The 1,247-nt window shown below is 46.0% G+C and carries 2 protein-coding genes; one reads left to right on the top strand and one right to left on the bottom strand.

The annotated features are described in order from the left end of the window. Positions 1–830, top strand: an 830-nt coding sequence (locus R7P72_RS24895; protein WP_411912906.1) for an AMP-binding enzyme, incomplete at its 5' end; no start/stop codon positions are given. A 57-nt stretch (positions 831–887) separates the two neighbouring features. Here the strand turns inward: R7P72_RS24895 and R7P72_RS24890 are convergent. Then, positions 888–1,247: methyltransferase domain-containing protein (locus R7P72_RS24890; protein ID WP_318110944.1), on the bottom strand; the 360-nt coding region annotated here is incomplete at its 5' end.

Here is a 1,247-nt window from a genome sequence, read left to right as displayed (position 1 = left end):
CACAATTCTCACCGAAAAGAGCCGATGCTTTCCCCGCACTCAAGACGATTTGCTCAACTGGCTCTGTACTTTATCCTGAGCAATTCGATTACGTTTACGAGCACTTAAAGGAAGACGTACATTTAGCGTCCATTGCTGGGGGCACAGATATTTGCGGATGCTTTGTATTAGGCAATCCGATATCACCAGTCTATCGAGGAGAATGTCAATCCGCAGGCTTAGGCGTTGATGTGCAAGTATTTAATCCACAAGGTCACAGTGTCGTAGGTGAACGAGGTGAGCTGGTTTGCGCCAATTCACTGCCTAATTTCCCTTCTGGGTTCTGGCGTGATTCAGGCGAGCGTTACCATCACGCTTACTGGGATAAGTTTGATAATGTTTGGCATCATGGCGACGATGTAGAAAAAAGTGAGGTTGGCGGTTTTGTTTTTTATGGCCGCAGTGACACCACTCTCAATCCAGGTGGCGTCAGAATTGGTACCGCAGAAATTTACCAACAGGTGAATGCTATTGATGGCATCGTCGACTCCATCGCGGTTGGGAAAGAAGTGGATCGAAATGAACAGATCTGGCTTTTTGTTCAATTAGAAAGCCAAGATGAGTTGGATGATGAGTTAATCGGCAGCATTAAAGCGCAGCTGAAATCGGCCTGTTCACCACGCCATGTGCCGAGTGCCATTTTCGCCATCAGCGATATTCCGAAAACGCGATCAGGCAAACTGGTAGAACTTGCCGTCAAGCAAGTAGTCAATGGTCGACAAGTTGAAAACTTAGGCGCAATTGCCAATCCAGAGATACTACAAGAGATTCAAACCGCGATATCAGCTTAGATTCCACCCACAAAAAAGCGAGCACCTTGGCTCGCTTTTTTTAATCTTTTTGGTAAGTTAACGGCGACCAACGCCCATTAATACCGACATGGTTTGTCCATCAGAGGTGATATCGAACACTTTTTTCGCTTCAACATCGACAAAACCAGCGTTGCTCAATGCATTCTCGGAACGGCTTAAGGTGAAACCGTCTTGCTCGGATTCTGCAACCCAATCAAAATGAACGAAGTAACCACCTTCATTTAGCAACGAATGAGCAATGTCTAACGATGATTCCACATCATCGACAAAAGCAAGGACAGAAGACGCAACCACAAGATCAAATTGTCCGCGGAAAGCAGGATGTTGCGCCACTAAACCTCGTGATAATGCATCTACGACTGGCTCAACGTTGAGTAACTCTTTTTTGTCGAGCTC

The sequence above is a fragment of the Vibrio sp. Vb0888 genome (assembly GCF_033338835.1).
In the GTDB taxonomy this organism is placed as follows: Bacteria; Pseudomonadota; Gammaproteobacteria; order Enterobacterales; family Vibrionaceae; genus Vibrio; species Vibrio alginolyticus.
The sequence above is the reverse complement of the archived record's forward strand: the minus strand, read 5'-3'. Positions and strand labels throughout refer to the sequence as shown.